The following is a 16,824-nucleotide window of genomic DNA, read 5'->3' as shown; positions in this document are numbered from 1 at the left end:
TTAACAGGTTTCCCCCATAAGCCCTAACTTCAATTCAGGGCTTATTTTCATTGTATAGTTAAAATTCAAACACGGATTGGGCTGTGAGCAATACAAAAATCTACTACGACCTGGCCAATTTTTTCCCATTCTGGCTTAATATCATTGTTAAATTCTTTAGCAATTTTATGAGGTTCTATTTTTTCCAAATATTTAATAGTATTATCAAGCGTATTTTTTCCAAATCCTAATGAAATTTGACATTGACAATTACTTTTAGTCTTATTACATTTCCAATCAGCTAGACAATCATCATCTATACATTTTAAAATTCTATTGATTTCCAAAACATGACTTTCCCAAAATAATTTATCCTTGGGGTTCGTAGAATCAAATATTTTATACATTAACGTTCCTTCTTTTATATCTAAAAAATGTTTGATCTGATTTCCCCTAATTTGTTGAAGTTTCTCAATTCTTTTAAGTGCCTCTTCTCGTTGTTTATCACCTGAGCAAATTCCAAGTAAAATTGAATTAGGGATTAAATTCTCAATTTCGTGTACATCTAGGATCAAAACTTTTGTCCTGAAAAACTGTGAGCTTTGATTTTTATTTTGATCAATTTGTGCTGCGGTACTCCCTAGCTTTCCTTCAGGAGCAATTCGATCACTATCTAAAATACACAGACAGAAATACTTTGTTGTTTTTTGAATATTATCATATTCAGTATCAATTGTATTACCCCCACCACCTCTAGGTTCGTACTCTAACTTAATATTAGCGTTTTTCCATATTAGATAAACTCTAGCTATAGTTTGATAAAAAGAAGTATCACTGCTATTTTCACAAAGAAGTATTGTTTTCTGTATTGACTGGGTATTTTCAAAAAATTTTAAAGGAACTTGAATAACTTCTTGATCGGATAAAGAACTTAATGCTGGTTCTAAAAGATCAGTAATTTCAATGTATCTTGTTACAACAGAAAGATAGGATCTCAACTCAGAAAATTTATTGTAGAGCATAGTATAAATAGCTCGTGTCGTTTTAGATAAGTCTTGACATTGGGTAATTATTTTTAAAGTTTCCCTATCTGAAATTACTAAATGTTTACCTTCTCGAACCGCATTTGCTAAATTTTCTAAAGCTGGAATAGTTTCTGGTTCATCCCAAATATTATTGTTATCAAAAACAGATTTATGAATATTAATCAGCATCTATACAAGCTCCATTTCAAAGAAGCCTAATGGCCAATTCTCTAAATATCCTTCACTATCAAATTGAGAAGTCCTAACTTGTATTTCTCCAGATTCTTCGGAAGGTTCAAACAAAACAATATTAATATCATCAGGAGAGATTTTTTTCTCAGCTACTAAATGTCCCAGTCGATTGACTAATACTTCACTGTGGGTTTCAATCACTAAACGTAAATCAATATCATTGTTTTTCGCTGTGTTAATTGCTGTAACGAAGGCATCTGTTAAAGTTCCTTGTAGACGAGGATGAAGATGTAACTCAGGTTGTTCAATGGCATAAGTTACTATTTCTGTTACTTCATTAAGAGACTTAGGTATTAATTGAGTTTTAGATTTTGGAAATACGCTTAATAACCATAATTGAGTAATAATCGGAAGAACTTGTGAAAAACCAAACCCAGTATCAGCAATATTGAGATATTCATTAAAATCCTTATATTTGATCATCAAAGAAATGTTTCCAAGGCTAGTTTGAATTGAAGGTTCAAAACCAAAGTTTTCTAAAGTCCATTCTGAAAAAGTTTGTCTCTGTTTATCAGTTAGATTTCGTAAAAAAATTGCTAGATTTTTTCCTTGATGATCAACTTGATCATCTGCTAAATCTTGGTGTGGATAAGATCGTTCTGCTGTTGCCCGCACTGGCCCAATATAACTCATTTGCTCTGATAAGTTAGTTAAAGTTTCGTCACAATTTTTAAGAATTATAGGAAGGGCATTAGCAATGATTAGATCTCTTAATTGTTTAAAATCTTCAGTCTCAATTGTCCATTGTCTAGTTTCTTGTTTCCAATTTTTAGCAAACAAGTTATGGTTCTGAATATAATTTAATAAATTTTCTGAACTGTCTAAAGCAAAATATTGAAAAAATTGATATATAATAGTAGGTTCATTGGTTGGAAGAAGATATTTATTTATATGTTTAGCTAAAGCATTAAATAAACCTGTAAATGATACAGAATTTAAAAAAATTAAAAACAAATTGTTTGATTTATTGTATAGATTTTCATCAGTTTCTTCACTAATTATTGGCAATAATGAATGACTATAAATTTTTTGATCACTATATTTATAGCCAAAATCCAAAATATTCAGGGAATTCACATAAAACTTAGTAACATATTGATTTTCGTCAAACTCTAATTCAATTTGTGAATCTTCAAACTTTAAATCTATTTTGCTAGTTCTAGTTGTCTGTTTTTCTTTATATTCTGTTACCTGAATTGTTAAGTATATATTAATTAAATTATTACTGAGATTAATTAATCTAAACTTGAAAGAGAAAGCAATATTATTATCAGAATTCTTCTTGTGAGCATCATGAAAACTTCCAAAATCTACGAAATCACCTGACCACAATATAGGGCCAGTTGTTCTCGACTCTATACTTTGCTTTAAAAGAGGAAAAATACGCAAAAAGCTACTTTTCCCCGAACTGTTTTGTCCAAGAAGAACTGTTAAAGGCTTGATTTTGATATCACCAGTATCAGATAAACAGCGTAATCTTTCAACTCTAATAGAATCCATAAATCCTACCTAATCTAATTACTCTTTCAAAACCATTACCAGATGGACTATCTAACCATTGTTTAAAATCACTAACTATTCTATAATAGAGTTTAACACAAAATGGTCTAATCGGCTTATTAACTAACTCATCCGATGAATGAACCTCAATTTTCCAATATTAGCGATCGCATTCCCCCGCAAAATATAGAAGCAGAAGAAGCTATTTTAGGGGGAATTCTCCTCGATCCAGAAGCCATTAGTCGGGTAGCAGAATTATTACAACCTGAATCCTTTGCCCTCAAATCCCATCAAATTATTTATCGGGCAACATTAACCCTTCATTTCCAAGGAAAACCCACCGATTTAATGACCGTTACCACTTGGTTAGCGGATCAAAAGTTACTTGAACAAGTGGGAGGACAATTAAAATTAACTCAACTGGTTGATCGGACAGTTTCGGCTGTTAATATTGATCAATATGGTTTATTAGTCTTAGATAAAAAAATCCGTCGCAGTCTGATTACTGGCGGACATAATATTATTGAATTAGCTTATGATACTAGCCAAGATTTAGAAACGGTTCTCGATAAAGCCGAACAACAAATCTTTAATATTTCTCAAGTTAGACCCCAACAAGATTTAGTATCAATTGGAGAAACCTTAATTGATACCTTCCAAGAAATTGAAGACCGTAATGAAGGGATTTCTTTACCCGGTATTCCTTGCGGATTTTATGATTTAGATGCGATGACAGGAGGTTTCCAACGGTCTGATTTAATTATTATTGCGGGTAGACCGTCAATGGGGAAATGTTTAAGTTTTGATAGTAAAATTGTTCTATCCGATGGCAGTGTTGTCACCATTCAAGAGATTTATAACCGTCAAAAAGCTCAAATTTTGACTTTAAAATCTGATTGGAAACTTAAAATTACTGAACCTTCGGATTTTATTGATGATGGAATTAAACCCGTCTTTAGAGTAACAACAAAATTAGGACGTTTTGTGGAATCAACCTTGACTCATCCGTTTTTAATGATTCAAGGATGGCGACCTTTAGCAGAACTTAAACCTGGAGATAAAATTGCTGTTCCTCGTCAATTTAATATTTGGGGATCTGAAAAATTACCCGAATATCAAGTTAAAATTTTAGGTTATTTGCTAGGAAATGGAGGGTTGAAGAATAAACACATTGTTTTAAATCATAATAATTACCAATGGTTAGAACAATTTGGACTATCAGCACAAGAACCTCATCAAAAAACGATTCCTAAAATTATTTTTAGATTAGAGCGATCGCAAATAGCTTTATTTCTTAATCGTCTGTTTGCAACAGATGGTTGGGCAACTCTTTTAGCTAGTGGTCAATGTCAACTGGGTTATGCCAGCGTTAGTGAGGAATTAGCCCGACAAGTTCAACATTTATTATTACGATTTGGTATTATTGCAACGTTGAAAAAGCGTTCTATTAAATATAAAGAAACCAGACGAACGGCTTGGAAACTGGATATTACCGATGCTTTATCTATCAAAACATTCATTTCAGAAATTGGGATTTTTAGTCAAGAAGAAACGCTATTAAAAATACAACAAGCGTTAATGAATAAACGCTATCAAACGAACCGAGATTTAATTCCTGTAGAAATTTGGCAAGAAATTGCAACAGTTAAAGGCGATGAATCTTGGCCAAGTTTAGCAAAACGAGCAGGAATTTCAGGATATAGTAATATTCATGTTGGTAAACAACAATTATCACGAGAAAGACTCTGGACTTTAGCAACTGTTTTAGAGGATTTACCTTTACAACAGTTAGCAACCAGCGATATTTATTGGGATGAAATTGTTTCAATTGAATTCGTCGGGGACAAACAGGTTTATGACTTAACGATTCCTGAAACCCATAATTTTGTTGCCAATGATATCTGCGTTCATAATACCAGTTTTGCCGTCGGTTTAGGACATAATATTGCCAAGGGTCACAAGTTACCGATTGCTATTTTTAGTTTAGAAATGTCGAAAGGACAATTAGTACAAAGACTGTTATCGAGTGAAGCCAAAATTGAAAGTAACCGCATTCGTTCAGGACGCATTAGTCAATCCGAATGGGAACCCTTAACAATGGCGATTAGTTCCTTAGCGGAATTACCGATTTTTATTGATGATACCCCGAATATTACTGTTACCGAAATGCGTTCTAAAACTCGAAGATTACAAGCGGAAAAAGGAGGTGCGTTAGGGTTAGTTTTAATTGATTATTTACAATTAATGGAAGGAGGAAGCGATAATCGAGTACAGGAATTATCAAGAATCACTCGGTCATTAAAAGGATTAGCAAGAGAATTAAGTGTACCTGTTATTGCTTTATCCCAGTTAAGTCGAAGCGTTGAATCTCGAACAAATAAACGCCCGATGTTATCGGATTTAAGGGAATCGGGCTCAATTGAACAAGATGCGGATTTAGTCATGATGATTTATCGAGATGACTATTATAATCCTGATACTCCAGACCGAGGAATTACAGAAATTATTCTGGCTAAACATCGGAATGGCCCCACAGGAACCATTAAACTCTTATTTGACCCTCAATTTACCAAATTCAGAAATTTAGCCAATCCTCGGTCTAGTTAATTTAACTTGCATTCCCCACCCCTCAACAAAAATTAGGGCATTTTTACCCATAATAACTGTAATCCTTCACTTATGGTTTATCCACCCGTTAATACAATATTGCTGAAACCCTATTTTTCCGATTTGAGGGATAATGGTTTGAGCATTATTGGCAAATTAATATGGAATCAATCAGTGGGATTTACCTCATCTTAGGAATTGTGTTTGAAGTAATGGGAACAACCTGTATGAAGTTATCCCAAGGCTTTACTCGAATCTGGCCTTCTATAGGAATATTTATTTTCTATGGACTTAGTTTTACTTGCTTAACAATAGTCCTCAAAAAAATTGAAGTCAGCCTTGCTTACTCGGTCTGGTCTGGATTAGGAACTGCTTTAATTGCGATGATTGGAATCGTTTTTTTTCGGGAGTCCATTACTTCGATTAAATTTATATCAATTGCATTGATTATCATCGGTGTAATCGGCTTAAATTCAGGAAAATAAATCAAAAACCGGGTTCTGGATAAAACCTGGATTTGAACCCAGAAATTATGATTAGAAACCCGGTTAATTCGGTAACGTTTGAGGATAAAAGAATTACTTCACGCCCAACAGTTCCACATCAAACACTAATGTTGCATTCGGAGGAATCACACCCCCAGCACCGCGAGCACCATAACCTAATTCCGGTGGGATAATTAACTTGCGACGTCCGCCAACTTTCATACTCATAACGCCTTCGTCCCAACCTTTAATTACCTGACCTACACCAATTTTAAATTGAAAGGGTTGTCCGCGATCGCGAGAACTATCAAACTTTTTACCATCTGTTAAAGTTCCCGTATAATGAACGCTAACCGTGTCCCCCTTCTTAGGAGATTCACCTGTTCCGACGGTCAAATCTTCATACTGTAAACCAGAGTCAGTTGTAATTACTTTGTCTTCTGAATTTGTCATGTTTTGAGCAATAATAGTTTGAGCATTGGACGCAATACCTTGTGCAAACAAAGGATTGCTAGATGTTTTTACTGTTGAGGTGGGAGAAACTGTTTGTTGTACTGCAATAGGAGTGTTTTGATTCGTCGCTTTCGCCTGTTGGACGGCTGTTGTAATTTGAGCAACAACTAACACAACTGTACAAACAATAATCACCCCTAAACTAATTAGAATTTCTCGCAAAATTCATCCTCCTGCGTATACTCATGTACCTTTAGGATTGTTTTCTTAGAGAAAACCCAATCTTTAAGTTTGACATTATTTGGGAACTGTTTAGCGCCAAAGACGATTTTCTAAATCTCTAACTTGACGTTCCAGGCGGTCGAGGCGTCCGCGTAACTCATCGAGTTCCGACTGACGGGGAACCCCCACATCCTGCATTAAATTCCGAAATTGTCGCTGCATCAGGTCTTCTAAACTGGTATGATCTAACCTCAGACCCTGCATCATATCGTCTACAAAGCGTTTAGCTTGCTCTGTATTCATCGTTCCGTCTTTAACCCACTGATCCGTTGCTTCCTGCAATTTTTCCGCTACTAACGATGTTGTTCCAATCCCAATCATCAGCAGTTGTCGAAGTAAGTTATTTTGATTATCCATTGTTTCTGCCCGTATAAGGCTGCTAAAGTGCAAATATAAAGCTAGGCTTTATTTTTAGACTGGCTCACATTTTCTATTTTGTGGCATTTTCCCCAAATTCGCAGATTCATTTTTTGAAGGTTTAAACCCTTAAAATGTCCCATTGTCCCCGTTGTCACCAACTCGTTGACTCTCAAGCGGTTAACTGTCCCCATTGTCAATATCAGCTAAAAGCGTTTGGACACCCCGGTATTCCCCTCTATCGTTCTAGCGGGAAAGAATCTCTCTGTGAAACTTGTCTCTATCATGAGGATGATACCTGTAATTTTCCACAACGTCCTTTTGCTCAGGAATGTACCCTCTATCAAAATCGTTCTGAACCATTAATTTCTACTCCGATTAAACCTCAGCAAGCTCTATCTGTTGCTATCAAAATTTGGCTTCAGCAGAATATCGTTTGGGTCGTTGTTTTCGGGTTATTAATAGTTAGTTTTATTCTAACTATTAATAACCCTTTTTTGATTAACTTAAAAACTTCATTGTTGGCTTCAGCCCAAAGATATAAGGACTAGAACCTCAAAAAATAGTTGTTTATTGGATAGGCGATCGCTTTTGATTTAAAATAGAAAAGGATCTGACTGAAATCAAAATTCAGGAATAATTTTTAAAGTTTGATTATTTCTAATCCGGTAAATTGAAAAATCCCTTCTATCTAGGGTAAAAATTGTATCCAGATGTCGAATTTCTGCCAAATAGCATAGGGAGGCATCAGCTATTTGAACTCCAATATCATGATACTTTAGGATAAAAATTTTTAACCAAGGAATAGATTCCTCTGGTAAATGAACAACTTCTATTAATCCTCCTTCAATCATTTTAAATAAGGAAGTGACAGCCACTTTATTTTTCCGAATCAGCCAGTGGGTTTCTGTGATAACTGACCAACAGGTTAATAACGGTGGTTGCAGTGTTTGAAGGGTTGTTATACATCTTTGATGATGAGTATCAGATAATGATAGAATTGATACTAATGGCCCCGTATCAACTAAAACTTTCTGCTTCATACACCACCAAATCCATTAAAATAATCAGGATTTGTACTCAAATCAGTGGGTAAATCTACAACACTTCCAATAACATCCAATTCTATCGCCAAATCATAACAACTTTTTTCAGGTATAAACTTCCGAATGTAACTTTCCAATGCTTCTATAATTAGTTCATGTTCTGATTTATCCTGTAATTCGGCTAAAGTTTTTAGTTGTTCACTTAAAGTTTCACTCACTGGAATTGTAATTGAATTAGTTGGCATTTATTTTAAGCTCCTAATTTTTTATGACTCTAAATTTTTGCCTCTAGGTTTGGAATTCCATCCCCAAATTCATAAGCGGTTTCTAACCATAGGTGTTTTGCATCTTGCAAATTTGCCATAACTTCTTCCAGGGTTTCCCCTTGAGTCATACACCCTGGTAAATCTTTAATTTCACCAACATAACCCCCGTCAGGTTCAGGATATAGTGTAATCGGATAAGGTAAATTTAAGTAATATTCTAAGGATTTACTTTGTGTTTTTATATTTTGCATACCAAATCTCCAAATCTAATAAGCGTATAATCCGCTTGATATAGGTTCTTTTTACCATTTTACCACCTGTTTTAATGTCATCCTGAGTGTAACGAAGTGAAGCGAAGGATCTCAAAGGTTATTTGCTGATAGCACAAATCTCTATCAGATGCTTCACTACGCTGCACTTTGTTCAGCATGACAAGGGGGAATTTGTTAAGCTAATTTAGGAATAGGAATGATTTTATCGGGATCACAAATGTTCCGAACATCCGAAACAGGAATCAATAATCCTTCCTCTCTATTATCCATCGTTTTCAATGGAAATTGATGTTTTCGTGTTAATGCTGACAGCTTTGAACGTTTAACTAATAAGATTTCTGAATCAGGAACAATAAATGCAAAATAATGAGCATTGGATTTATCACCCCAACCTGGATCACCTCGATGGTTTGTAATTTGAAAAAATAAATTTCCCCACTTTAAGGCTGATGGTTGTTTTTTAACCTCAACTGAAATCGGACATTTATCAGGATGATTATATAATAGTATATCAATTTCTTGTTCCTGATAATCGGGTCGGTCAGAAACATCAACGATTAACGGATAACCTTGTCTTTTGAGTTGGTGCTGATAGACCTCTTCTAATTCAACTTGAGTAAAGCCTAACCAGATAAAAAATCTAATCATTTGCCATTCTCCTTGTTTACCGATTGCAAGATTTTGAGAAAATTGGTATAATTGAGACATAAAACTCCTGTTCTTTAATCATTTTGATCATCTAAATCATAAATAGAGTCTTCACAGTAACCTGAATTACATCGAGGAGTTCCATCAAGACTCCAAGGATCAGGTTCACAAAGAAACTCCATCGTATCTTTCGGGGTTAATTTTTTAGGTTTATTCAATTGATTACAAAATTGATCAGACTCATCTTTATTTTCCTGAATATTCTCATCATCTAAATATTCGGGATAATTTCTTTCATTAGTAGTGGGCTGCTCGATATAACTAGAATTTCGTGAATTATGAGGATCAGCAATAGGTTCGCCTGATTCATGACAAAAGCAATTCATATTAGGTAATTTCTGCTGAAACCATTCAGACATAAAAACTCCTCTCCAACAAAGTTGGATAGCATTTTTAAAAACAGGAAAAATTAGCCTTGGAATAAAGTTCGGTCTAGAAGCTTAAACCAGTTTAAGTGACTGCGAAATCACTTGTTTAAAATATCATCCTCTTTCAATATAAAACAGATATTTTGAAAACCCCAGTGATTTTTGATAGAGATAGGTCAAAAAATTCGATGTTTTATAGCTCAATTCAAGGTGCAATCGTGATTAGCCGACATCTGAGGAGTTAGATATTTTTTGAAATTCCGAAATTTTTCGGAATCTACAAAACGCCGAACACCCAAAGACCGCCATACTTTTTCTATTGCGTTAGAAAATTGGCAATCATAGAATTGATGCGCTCCTGTCACACACCTTAACAACATTGGCGTCCCTCTCTGCGGTAGGCTAGATCCAGTGACTTTATTTGCTTGTATTATTGCTTTAGTATGTCTGTATCTGCCCCGACTCGTACCGTCCGCATTGCATCGCGCAAAAGCCAACTCGCCCTAGTACAAACCTATTGGGTACAGGGAGAACTTCAGAAACACTTCCCCGATATCACCTTTGAAGTGCAAACCATGTCCACCCAAGGCGATAAAATTCTCGATGTTGCCCTGGCTAAAATTGGGGATAAGGGACTGTTTACCAAAGAATTAGAAGTAGGAATGCTTAACGGGGATAGCGATATTGCGGTGCACTCCCTCAAAGACTTACCGACTCGACTCCCCGAAGGATTAATGTTAGGCTGTGTCTCGGAACGGGAAGATCCCGCAGATGCCTTAGTGGTTCATGAAAACCACAAAGATAAACAACTGGAAACCCTTCCGGCGGGTGCTATTATTGGGACTTCTTCTCTGCGACGCCTAGCCCAACTCAGACACCATTATCCTCATTTAGAATTTAAAGATATACGCGGCAACCTCAATACTCGTCTGCAAAAATTAGACGATGGAGAGTATGATGCTATTATTCTAGCGGTTGCTGGGTTAACTCGTTTAGGAATGAGCGATCGCATTCATCAAGTGATCCCCTCGGAAATTTCACTCCACGCCGTCGGACAAGGCGCATTAGGGATAGAATGTCGGGAAGGAGATGACGATATTCTTGAGATTATTAAAGTTCTTGAACACACTCCCACCGCCCAAAGATGTTATGCTGAACGGGCATTTTTGCGGGAATTGGAAGGGGGTTGTCAAGTTCCCATTGGCGTAAATACTGCTATTAATGGCGACCAACTGACCTTAACGGGAATGGTAGCAAGTCTGGATGGAAAACGCTTAATTAAAGATACCGTTACCGGAAATACAACGGATGCGGAAGAGTTAGGAATTCAACTCGCCCATAAACTCAAAGACCAAGGTGCTCAAGAGATATTAAACGAAATTTTTGCTGAAATTCAGCGTAGTTAATTGACAAATAGGTTAGATATTGATAAGCATTGATATTTTTTGATCAATATCTAACCCTTACCCCCAACCCAAACCATGCCAGAATATCCTGAAGCTTTTAAAACTGCCTTAAAATTTACGTTAAAATGGGAAGCTGGTGCTGGCGACCCTAGAGATTTAGCGGGTACAGTGAATTATGGGATTTCCCAAGCTACTTATGATACCTATTTGCGCGTTAAAAATTTAGCGTCTAAGTCGGTATTACAAATTACCCAACCGGAAGTAGAAGCCGTTTATTATGAACAATATTGGAAACCTTGTTTAGCAGATTCAATGGTGTTACCCTTAGCGGTAGCCCATTTTGATACGGCTGTTAATTTTAGTGTAAAAGGCAGTTTAGAATTTTTACAAGAAGCGATTGGTGGGTTAACCGTTGATGGAAATTTTGGCGCAAAATCAAAAGCAGCATTAGAAAACGCCAATAATTTACAAACCGCCCAACGCTATTGTCAAAATCGAATAGATTATCGTTATCAACGAGTAAAAGCGAACCCCAGTCAAGAAGTTTTCTTAAATGGATGGTTAAGACGAGATCAAGATTTATTGCGGTATGTTAATGAATTAGGAGGTGTAACGACACCCAAACCAACGCCAACGCCAACACCAACACCTAAACCTGTTAGCCAAGCAGAAATTTTGAGTAAAATAGAACAGGCTATCCAGTTATTACAAGAAGCCGTTGATTTACTCAAAAAACAATAATTGTTATAGATTTTTTTAACGGTTAACTGTTAACAATTAAGGGTTAACCGTTAATCGTTAATATTCCATCCTTCAATATTTGCTACAAGTAATTATCGGATAGCTAACCCCTTTTTTCCATCTCCTGTTCCCTGTTCCCTGTTCCCTGTTCCCTATTTATCTACTTAAAATCAGCTTTACATTGACTTAAAATGCGAGTGTCGTTTTCACTGACCGTTGGAATTCGATGAAACCCTTCTAAAACAATATTGTTTTTCTCCGTTCCTTGACCTCCTGCCGCCGCAACAACAGCAGTATTGCTAAAACCAATATTATAAGAATAAGCTTCTTGACTGTAACTTTCAATGATGTTTAAATTAAGTTGATTTCCTTGGGGAACTCCGGTAAAACAGTCAAAAGACGAGCGAGGCATATAAAACGCTCCCGTCACCTGACCTTGCTTTACCTCAAACACCATATAAGCTTGTCCAATTTGTTCGGGTTGGGGAGACTGACCGTAGAGGTAAACCCCCTCTTCCAGAAAATGATGTTGAACAGTAGCCGTTTCTAAAGGAGTATTGTTAGGATTTTGTGAAATTAAAAGTGCCTGTGCTACGGGAATTTCCCCAAAACCCAGGAGTACACTCCAGGCTAAAGTGTTAACAAAAGGGGAAAGCCTGGTGAATGCCTTGTGAAACCGACCCCAGGATGCAATAGAATTGAGCAGTTGATCAAGCATTTTTTGAATCTCCTGCGAAAGGCATCGACAACCGAGTATTTAGCTACAGCATGACTTGACTCGATTTCGGTGAGATTTATTCCTAATTCCAACATACAATATTCTCGGTACAGTGGACATCGCCTTTGGGACTCACTTCGATAGCGAATTCAACGAACTCGAATAAAGCGTTTAATCGGACACCGAGACAGGTATGATAACGTTACGGAGCAACTAAGGGAACGCAAAATTAAAATGCGAATTCTATTTGTCGCCGCAGAAGCGGCACCTTTAGCGAAAGTTGGTGGGATGGGAGATGTGGTCGGTGCATTGCCGCAGGTATTGCGAGCAATGGGACACGATGTTCGCATCTTTATGCCCTATTATGGCTTCCTCCCTGATAAGATCAAAATCCCAAAAGATCCGATCTGGTGGGGAAATACCATGTACCAGCGTTTCGCGGTATTTGAAACGGTATTTCCAAAAACTGATGTACCATTATATTTGTTTGGACATCCATCCTTTATGCCTCGTCGCGTCTACTACGGAGAAGATGAAGATTGGCGGTTCACCTTATTTTCCAGTGGCGCGGCTGAATTTGCGTGGAACTATTGGAAACCCCATATTATTCACTGCCACGACTGGCATACGGGCATGATTCCAGTCTGGATGCACGAAACGCCAGATATTGCTACAGTCTTCACTATTCATAATTTAGCTTATCAAGGGCCTTGGCGTTGGTATTTGGAACGGATTACTTGGTGTCCTTGGTATATGCAGGGTCACAATACCATGGCGGCGGCGGTACAAGCTGCTGATGTCGTGACGACCGTTTCTCCGACTTACGCTCAACAAATTCAAACCGCAGCCTATGGGGAAAATTTAGAAGGGTTGCTATCGTATATCAGTGGCAAAATGACAGGGATTTTAAATGGAATTGATACGAATTCCTATAACCCAGCCACTGACCCTTATATTCCTGAACGCTTTACGGCGGATAGCTTGGAAAATCGCCGCGTCAATAAAGTTGCAATTCAAGAAGAAGTGGGATTAGAAGTTAATTCTAATACGTTCTTAATGGGTATGGTAACGCGATTGGTAGAACAGAAAGGAATTGATCTGGTTATTCAAATTATGGATCAATTTTTATCTTATACCGATTGTCAATTGATTGTTTTGGGAACAGGCGATCGCTATTATGAAACCCAATTATGGCACATGGCTTCTCGTTATCCGGGTCGGATGACAACACAATTATTGTTTAATGATGCCTTATCGCGGCGGATTTATGCGGGTTGTGATGCCTTTGTGATGCCGAGTCGTTTTGAACCTTGTGGTATTAGTCAAATGTTGGCAATGCGTTACGGTTGTGTTCCCATTGTCCGACGCACTGGGGGTTTAGTGGATACGGTATCCTATAATGATCCGATTAATTATCAAGGAACAGGATACTGTTTTGATCGCTATGAACCCTTAGATTTTTATACCTCAATGGTTCGAGCTTCTGAAGCATTCCGGTTTAAAGATCAATGGCGCGAATTGCAACGTCGTGGCATGAGTCAAAACTTTAGTTGGGAAAATTCTGCTAGAGAATATATCCAACTCTATAGCAATTTGATGGATAACTATGGAGGTGTTCCGAATGAATCAGAACCTGCTCCCCCACCCCAACCTCAACCCAGTTCTAGCGTTGTTGTTTAAAGGTTGATGATTGAATAAACCGGGTTTCTGGCTGTTATCTTATCTAAAACATGACCTTAAGATGAATCCTTTAGAAACCCGGTTTTTTTAAGCAAATAAATCTAACGGAAAATGCCCGTATACTCCATTAATTCCATCTTCTTCCGTTGATTGAAATGAAATTAAAACCCCTCGATATTTGTCTAAATAAGAACTAAGATAAAATGTTTGATTGCGACCATTGAATTTTAAATAAACGGCTCCTTCCAGAGATTCTAAAGGATTATCTTCAACATTTATAGAATATTCTAAAGCTTTTAAATACTGTTTTAATGTCGTTAATGCTTGTGCCATTGAATCCGCACAAATTCCCAGCATTTGATAGTCAGATTCATGGGTTAGTAATAATAATGCTTGTTGAATTTTAGCGTTTTCTTCCTCCGAGATCGGGGAAATAACATCGTTACAAATAAAGTCTTTTAAAAGGGCTTCAGCATCTTGCACCGTTAATGGCATTGGGCCTGGAGAAATCATAATCAGGTGTCAGGAGATAAAAAACAGGAAAAAAATTGTATCATTAGCAATTGAGACTATTATCTATTATATCAGAATATTGATAGAATAAATGCCGAGATCATCAAAACATTAATGGTGGCTGTTTTATCTCCTATGTCATGCTATAATTATACCCCTGAATTTTTAAAGAACTCAGAGGTCTGTCATGTGTTAATCGTTTTAGCTTCATCCGCACTCGTGTCCCACGACTGACCCGCTAGGGCAGCGTGGGATGAATTGCGGTCAGGGACTATCGGAACAATCAGGTTGATTTTGGTTCTCGATATACTGCCTTAGAGTCGAAATAGTTATTCCACCGCAACTTGCAACAAAGTAAGAACCATTCCAAAAAACATCTTTCCAATAAAAAGAGCTTAAATAATCAGAGAATTCTTGCCGGAGTTTTCTGGATGTCACAGATTTAAGATTGTTAACTAAATTACTCAAAGCAATATCTGGATGATATTGAAAAAGAAGGTGAACATGATCATCTTCACCATTAAATTCAATTAATTTACAATCCCACTTTTGAAGTAATTCTTCAAGAATTTCATGCAACCGATTCAACATTTCAAGGGTAAAAACCCTCCGCCTGTATTTGGTCGTCAAAACCAAGTGAACCTTGAGATCGCTAACAGATCTACCTTTGCTGACAAAATCATTTTTCATCGATAGCGTGCATATCGATCAAACGGTTGATTGTTTTTGGCAACAGCACGTTCAGGATCTAAACCCGGCGGAAATTGAGTATTCTCGTTGTAAGTGGCTTGATAAAAATTGACGACTAAATTAGATTCTCGTGAACGAGAAGATTCACATCTGAACTGGTATCTGTAGCTATTTTCGGGGTCTGTATAGCGGTCTGCGTAGGGATCTCTGTAGCGATCTGCGTAGGGATCTCTGTAGCGATCTGCGTAGGGATCTGTGTTTATATTACAGACTATTAGCTCATCGCTATTTAAGTTAGCATCACTCAAGTTTGCCCCTTGAAAATTAATGAAATCATTTGTATAGTGGTAAGCTGTTGTGTATTTAAACTGTGATTATAGCATTACCTTTGTTTTTAAGTTTACGTCCCCATTTAATAGATAACTGTCCTTCATTTAAAAGCTGATGTAATAAACACTCTAGCTCATCAACTGATTTAAAGAGTCGATGAGCTATATATTCTTTAGCTGAATGCCAGACTAATTCAATTAAATTATAATCTGGACTATATGCTGGAAGAAATTCTAAATAGACATTCGGCATTTCTGCTTTAATTTTTTCTAGGTACTCTTCTTTTTTGTGAAAACTTGCATTGTCAAGAATAATCAGGATCTTAGCTCCTTTTTCTACAAATTCTTCTGCTTGATTTCCCGCTAATACCCATTCATAAATTAGCTCTTGATAAAAACTTTTTAACACTTGATAAAAATTATCTGCATTTCCTTTATCCAGAAATTCTACAAATCTTTTTTTATCCGAGTACCTCAATCCTCCCATCACATTAACTCTTCCTTTCCTCCTGTCTCCTCTAATCTGTTTCCTCTTCCCTTTTTTACACCAATTCTTTCTTTTTATCACTCTTAAATTAAATCCACTTTCATCCCAAAACCATACCTGTAATTGTTCTGGACTTTCTTTTGCTATTTTCAAATATTCTTCTATTTTATCTTTAAATAATTTTCTTTTTTCTGGATCTCTTTTCTCTTCTAAGCTATACTTTGCCCACAAATAAACATACTTTTTTTCCTTTAATATCTTTCTCACTTGTGAACTACTTAATTTGATTCCTGTGATTTGTTCTAAATAAGTTGCCAATCTTTCTCCTGTCCATCTCCCAAATTCATATCCTAATTCTTCCGGTTCTTTTTCTACTGTTTCTAATAATATCTCTATATATTTGTCTGTGGCTTTTCTATAATTTCCTTTCATTCTTTCATCTTTTAGGCTTTCTAATTTGTCAGGGTCTCCATGTACACACCAATAACATACTTTGTTTAATGAGCAGCCCAAAAACTTGGCAATTTCACTTTGCTTTTTACCATCATTTAGCAATAATAAAATCAAGATTCTTTCTCGGATTTGTCCATTTTCTTCCTCTTTCAATCTTTTCTGTAGTTTCTCTACTTGCTTTTCATTTAAATGATTTTTAGCAGGCAT

At 36.5% G+C, this 16,824-nt stretch carries 20 protein-coding genes; 6 read left to right on the top strand and 14 right to left on the bottom strand.

Features of this window, described 5'->3' with window-relative positions; translation table 11 throughout:
* Positions 1-65 precede the first annotated feature (65 nt).
* Together NMK36_RS24605 and NMK36_RS24600 are read right to left on the bottom strand one after the other, a co-directional pair.
* Entirely contained in the window at positions 66-1,193 is a 1,128-nt protein-coding gene (locus NMK36_RS24605) for a hypothetical protein (RefSeq protein ID WP_072718051.1), read from the bottom strand.
* On the bottom strand, positions 1,194-2,756 hold the full coding sequence (locus tag NMK36_RS24600) for an AAA family ATPase (RefSeq protein WP_072718052.1): 1,563 nt from the start codon (positions 2,754-2,756) through the stop codon (positions 1,194-1,196).
* 135 nt (positions 2,757-2,891) lie between these two features.
* Here NMK36_RS24600 and dnaB point away from each other — a divergent pair, with 135 nt between their 5' ends.
* Both dnaB and NMK36_RS24590 read left to right on the top strand, forming a co-directional pair.
* Positions 2,892-5,363: a replicative DNA helicase gene (gene dnaB / locus NMK36_RS24595; RefSeq protein WP_254174862.1), complete on the top strand. Its 2,472-nt coding sequence runs from the start codon at positions 2,892-2,894 to the stop codon at positions 5,361-5,363.
* A gap of 161 nt (positions 5,364-5,524) precedes the next feature.
* On the top strand, positions 5,525-5,848 hold the full coding sequence (locus NMK36_RS24590; protein ID WP_254174861.1) for a DMT family transporter: 324 nt from the start codon (positions 5,525-5,527) through the stop codon (positions 5,846-5,848).
* A gap of 93 nt (positions 5,849-5,941) precedes the next feature.
* On the opposite strand, the gene NMK36_RS24585 is transcribed toward NMK36_RS24590, so the two are convergent.
* Together NMK36_RS24585 and NMK36_RS24580 are read right to left on the bottom strand one after the other, a co-directional pair.
* Positions 5,942-6,523 (bottom strand): FKBP-type peptidyl-prolyl cis-trans isomerase, encoded by a 582-nt coding sequence (locus tag NMK36_RS24585; protein WP_254174860.1) that lies wholly within the window; start codon positions 6,521-6,523, stop codon positions 5,942-5,944.
* 90 nt (positions 6,524-6,613) lie between these two features.
* Positions 6,614-6,940 (bottom strand): phasin family protein, encoded by a 327-nt coding sequence (locus NMK36_RS24580; RefSeq protein WP_072718055.1) that lies wholly within the window; start codon positions 6,938-6,940, stop codon positions 6,614-6,616.
* Between the two features lie 134 nt (positions 6,941-7,074).
* Between NMK36_RS24580 and NMK36_RS24575 the strand changes: the two genes are divergently transcribed.
* On the top strand, positions 7,075-7,491 hold the full coding sequence (locus NMK36_RS24575) for a zinc ribbon domain-containing protein (protein ID WP_254174859.1): 417 nt from the start codon (positions 7,075-7,077) through the stop codon (positions 7,489-7,491).
* 72 nt (positions 7,492-7,563) lie between these two features.
* On the opposite strand, the gene NMK36_RS24570 is transcribed toward NMK36_RS24575, so the two are convergent.
* The 5 genes from NMK36_RS24570 to NMK36_RS24550 all read right to left on the bottom strand — a co-directional run bounded on the left by NMK36_RS24570 (position 7,564) and on the right by NMK36_RS24550 (position 9,591).
* Complete coding sequence (locus NMK36_RS24570) at positions 7,564-7,983, bottom strand: type II toxin-antitoxin system VapC family toxin (protein WP_254174858.1); 420 nt, start codon at positions 7,981-7,983, stop codon at positions 7,564-7,566.
* The gene (locus NMK36_RS24565) at positions 7,980-8,231 is read right to left on the bottom strand and encodes a CopG family ribbon-helix-helix protein (protein ID WP_254174857.1); all 252 of its coding nucleotides are present in this window, start codon (positions 8,229-8,231) and stop codon (positions 7,980-7,982) included. The genes NMK36_RS24570 and NMK36_RS24565 overlap by 4 nt, the downstream gene beginning before the upstream one ends.
* Positions 8,232-8,260: 29 nt before the next feature.
* The gene (locus tag NMK36_RS24560; protein WP_254174856.1) at positions 8,261-8,503 is read right to left on the bottom strand and encodes a type II toxin-antitoxin system HicB family antitoxin; all 243 of its coding nucleotides are present in this window, start codon (positions 8,501-8,503) and stop codon (positions 8,261-8,263) included.
* A gap of 195 nt (positions 8,504-8,698) precedes the next feature.
* A complete protein-coding gene (locus NMK36_RS24555) occupies positions 8,699-9,232 on the bottom strand; it encodes a hypothetical protein (RefSeq protein ID WP_254174855.1) in 534 nt (177 codons plus the stop codon).
* 14 nt (positions 9,233-9,246) lie between these two features.
* Complete coding sequence (locus NMK36_RS24550; RefSeq protein ID WP_254174854.1) at positions 9,247-9,591, bottom strand: hypothetical protein; 345 nt, start codon at positions 9,589-9,591, stop codon at positions 9,247-9,249.
* A 452-nt stretch (positions 9,592-10,043) separates the two neighbouring features.
* Here NMK36_RS24550 and hemC point away from each other — a divergent pair, with 452 nt between their 5' ends.
* Positions 10,044-11,006, top strand: a complete 963-nt coding sequence (gene hemC, locus NMK36_RS24545) for a hydroxymethylbilane synthase (RefSeq protein ID WP_254174853.1) — start codon at positions 10,044-10,046, stop codon at positions 11,004-11,006.
* A gap of 75 nt (positions 11,007-11,081) precedes the next feature.
* A complete protein-coding gene (locus NMK36_RS24540) occupies positions 11,082-11,747 on the top strand; it encodes a glycoside hydrolase family 108 protein (protein WP_254174852.1) in 666 nt (221 codons plus the stop codon).
* 160 nt (positions 11,748-11,907) lie between these two features.
* Here NMK36_RS24540 and NMK36_RS24535 read toward each other — a convergent pair whose 3' ends face one another.
* Positions 11,908-12,465 carry a hypothetical protein gene (locus NMK36_RS24535; protein WP_072718062.1) on the bottom strand — a complete coding sequence of 186 codons (558 nt, stop codon included), beginning with the start codon at positions 12,463-12,465 and terminating at the stop codon, positions 11,908-11,910.
* 234 nt (positions 12,466-12,699) lie between these two features.
* Between NMK36_RS24535 and glgA the strand changes: the two genes are divergently transcribed.
* The gene (glgA, locus tag NMK36_RS24530) at positions 12,700-14,145 is read left to right on the top strand and encodes a glycogen synthase GlgA (protein WP_072718063.1); all 1,446 of its coding nucleotides are present in this window, start codon (positions 12,700-12,702) and stop codon (positions 14,143-14,145) included.
* An 87-nt stretch (positions 14,146-14,232) separates the two neighbouring features.
* On the opposite strand, the gene NMK36_RS24525 is transcribed toward glgA, so the two are convergent.
* The 4 genes from NMK36_RS24525 to NMK36_RS24510 all read right to left on the bottom strand — a co-directional run bounded on the left by NMK36_RS24525 (position 14,233) and on the right by NMK36_RS24510 (position 16,824).
* A complete protein-coding gene (locus NMK36_RS24525; protein WP_254174851.1) occupies positions 14,233-14,658 on the bottom strand; it encodes a DUF1824 family protein in 426 nt (141 codons plus the stop codon).
* Positions 14,659-14,922: 264 nt separating this feature from the next.
* On the bottom strand, positions 14,923-15,348 hold the full coding sequence (gene tnpA, locus NMK36_RS24520; protein WP_072718065.1) for an IS200/IS605 family transposase: 426 nt from the start codon (positions 15,346-15,348) through the stop codon (positions 14,923-14,925).
* On the bottom strand, positions 15,345-15,656 hold the full coding sequence (locus NMK36_RS24515; protein ID WP_254174850.1) for a hypothetical protein: 312 nt from the start codon (positions 15,654-15,656) through the stop codon (positions 15,345-15,347). The genes tnpA and NMK36_RS24515 overlap by 4 nt, the downstream gene beginning before the upstream one ends.
* Before the next feature lie 55 nt (positions 15,657-15,711).
* The gene (locus NMK36_RS24510) at positions 15,712-16,824 is read right to left on the bottom strand and encodes an IS630 family transposase (RefSeq protein ID WP_254172743.1); all 1,113 of its coding nucleotides are present in this window, start codon (positions 16,822-16,824) and stop codon (positions 15,712-15,714) included.

The sequence above is a fragment of the Planktothrix pseudagardhii genome, from assembly GCF_904830925.1.
GTDB lineage: Bacteria > Cyanobacteriota > Cyanobacteriia > Cyanobacteriales > Microcoleaceae > Planktothrix > Planktothrix tepida.
Note: the sequence above shows the minus strand (reverse complement) of the source record. Positions and strands in the feature narration are given on the sequence as shown.

Bases quoted from the DNA above. Each gene is read 5' to 3' on its own strand.
- NMK36_RS24510 (WP_254172743.1), bottom strand. From the start codon at position 16,824: ATGCCTGCTAAAAATCATTTAAATGAAAAGCAAGTAGAGAAACTACAG.
- glgA (WP_072718063.1), top strand. From the start codon at position 12,700: ATGCGAATTCTATTTGTCGCCGCAGAAGCGGCACCTTTAGCGAAAGTT.
- NMK36_RS24605 (WP_072718051.1), bottom strand. From the start codon at position 1,193: ATGCTGATTAATATTCATAAATCTGTTTTTGATAACAATAATATTTGG.
- NMK36_RS24575 (WP_254174859.1), top strand. From the start codon at position 7,075: ATGTCCCATTGTCCCCGTTGTCACCAACTCGTTGACTCTCAAGCGGTT.
- hemC (WP_254174853.1), top strand. From the start codon at position 10,044: ATGTCTGTATCTGCCCCGACTCGTACCGTCCGCATTGCATCGCGCAAA.
- NMK36_RS24570 (WP_254174858.1), bottom strand. From the start codon at position 7,983: ATGAAGCAGAAAGTTTTAGTTGATACGGGGCCATTAGTATCAATTCTA.
- NMK36_RS24580 (WP_072718055.1), bottom strand. From the start codon at position 6,940: ATGGATAATCAAAATAACTTACTTCGACAACTGCTGATGATTGGGATT.
- NMK36_RS24555 (WP_254174855.1), bottom strand. From the start codon at position 9,232: ATGTCTCAATTATACCAATTTTCTCAAAATCTTGCAATCGGTAAACAA.
- NMK36_RS24600 (WP_072718052.1), bottom strand. From the start codon at position 2,756: ATGGATTCTATTAGAGTTGAAAGATTACGCTGTTTATCTGATACTGGT.
- NMK36_RS24535 (WP_072718062.1), bottom strand. From the start codon at position 12,465: ATGCTTGATCAACTGCTCAATTCTATTGCATCCTGGGGTCGGTTTCAC.
- NMK36_RS24565 (WP_254174857.1), bottom strand. From the start codon at position 8,231: ATGCCAACTAATTCAATTACAATTCCAGTGAGTGAAACTTTAAGTGAA.
- NMK36_RS24560 (WP_254174856.1), bottom strand. From the start codon at position 8,503: ATGCAAAATATAAAAACACAAAGTAAATCCTTAGAATATTACTTAAAT.
- dnaB (WP_254174862.1), top strand. From the start codon at position 2,892: ATGAATGAACCTCAATTTTCCAATATTAGCGATCGCATTCCCCCGCAA.
- NMK36_RS24525 (WP_254174851.1), bottom strand. From the start codon at position 14,658: ATGATTTCTCCAGGCCCAATGCCATTAACGGTGCAAGATGCTGAAGCC.
- NMK36_RS24540 (WP_254174852.1), top strand. From the start codon at position 11,082: ATGCCAGAATATCCTGAAGCTTTTAAAACTGCCTTAAAATTTACGTTA.
- NMK36_RS24590 (WP_254174861.1), top strand. From the start codon at position 5,525: ATGGAATCAATCAGTGGGATTTACCTCATCTTAGGAATTGTGTTTGAA.
- NMK36_RS24550 (WP_254174854.1), bottom strand. From the start codon at position 9,591: ATGTCTGAATGGTTTCAGCAGAAATTACCTAATATGAATTGCTTTTGT.
- tnpA (WP_072718065.1), bottom strand. From the start codon at position 15,348: ATGAAAAATGATTTTGTCAGCAAAGGTAGATCTGTTAGCGATCTCAAG.